This window comes from Paenibacillus sp. P4_A7, from assembly GCF_056402455.1.
On the sequence record NZ_JBFUHJ010000691.1, the window covers coordinates 1 to 1,955 of the forward strand.

At 45.4% G+C, this 1,955-nt stretch carries 1 protein-coding gene; it reads left to right on the forward strand.

Features of this window, described 5'->3' with window-relative positions; genetic code table 11:
• Positions 1-1,955, forward strand: a 1,955-nt coding sequence (locus AC1DWN_RS33000; protein WP_477563061.1) for a LamG-like jellyroll fold domain-containing protein, incomplete at both ends; no start/stop codon positions are given.

Sequence of the window (1,955 nt, forward strand, 5' to 3'; positions counted from 1 at the left end):
GGTAAAAGCCTTTTTGATGATTCAGGAACAGTAAATTATGGAGATGGAACGGGTTATAAATATCAATGGGCTCTAGAAAATAGTGATGGATTTATCCGTTTCAGAAACCGGTTAACCGGCAACTTTATGAATTTTGAAGCTAATAACGGTCGAATTAAGACTGGACCCGCTATAGGATGGAATGCGGATTGGATGCCAGTCGGCTCTGAATATGGATATTTCCAGATCAGAAACCGCCAGAATGGGCTAATGAATATCCACACACAGTGGGGTAATGTACAAACTGGTAGGGTAGATGGAGGGGATTGGACGGGCGACCAATGGGAGTTTGTGGAACTAAGTAATTATGAGGCAGAGGATGCTTTACTATCGGGCGGTGCAGTCGTAGATAACGACCAACTGAATTATTCCGGGAGCGGTTTTGCAGCTGGATACGATTCTATCGGTGCAACGACTACCTTTACAGTAAATGCTGCGTCAGAGGGACTTTATAATCTAGATCTTAGGTATGCGAATGCTACAGGCATAGCGAAGACAATCAGCCTGTATGTGAACGATGTCAAAATAAAGCAGATTAGCCTACCGAGCTTGGCAAATGGCAATACATGGGGTGACAAGGTTGAGACGATACACCTGAACGCAGGGGATAATACGATAGCATACAAGTATGAATCAGGCGACAGCGGAAATGTTAGTCTCGATTATATTACAGTAACGGCATATAACAAGTATGAGGCAGAGGATGCCTCGCTATCGAGCGGTGCAGTGGAAGCTAACGACCAACTGAATTATTCCGGGACCGGTTTTGCGTCCGGATACGATTCTATCGGTGCAACGACTACCTTTACAGTAAATAATTCATCAGCGTTAACGCGTAGTTATTATCTGGATCTCAGGTATGCGAATGCTACGGGCGCAGCAAAGACAATCAGCCTGTATGTGAATGGCATCAAGTTAAGGCAGATTAGCCTGCGGAGCTTGGAAAATTGGGATACATGGGGCGACAAGGTTGAGCTTGTAACGCTAAAATCCGGACTTAATACGATATCTTATAAATACGATGATGGAGATAACGGAAACGTAAGCCTTGATTACATTATACTGCACTCAAAAATAAGTAATGGCGTAACGGTTAACCCTGCCGAACTAGTGGCCCATTGGAAGTTCGATGAGGGAACTGGTACAGTGATCGACGATTCTTCAGGCAAGGGCAACATTGGAAAGCTGGTAAATAACCCAGTTTGGAAGAGTGAGGATAAGTTCGGCGGAGCGCTTGCATTCAGCGGTGGCTCAAGAGCCGAGATTAACGCATTCTCATTTTTGGAACAAACGGGTGATCAGACGGTGTCAATGTGGTTCAAGACGTCTCAGTCTGCCAATGGCTACTACAGCGTTTTCAAACAAGATAATCGTTTCACAGCTCTTCAGCTGGCAGCAGGGAACCAGGCTCGTGTGGCCTATTGGCCGGAAGGCTCCGGACTTAAAACATTATCGTTTCCATGGACCTACAATAATAATGAATGGCATCATTATGTTGCTTCTTACGGTCAGAAAACAGGTTTGAAAATCTATGTTGACGGTAAAGTAGTGGCAAGCGATGCAACAAATCTCGGTCCGCTTCCGCGAGTAACGAGTAAGATTTTACTTGGAGCTGATTCGGCCGGCGGAGAAGCATACAATGGACAACTAGCTGACATTCGCGTATTTAACGGGCCATTGACACAGGCTGAAGTATTGCGATTGATGTATGGGGATCAGGAACTGACGTTGCAGAGCATAACAGCGCCTGCGGCAATAACAAGGGTAGCGAGCGGTACGGCAAAGACTGCTGCGGCACTTGGATTACCTGCAACCGTAGTGTTAGTAACGGATAAAGAAAGTATAAATGCTGATGTGATATGGGATGTTAACGCCTCAAGCTACAATCCGAATGATGAGACAGAACAGACCTTTAC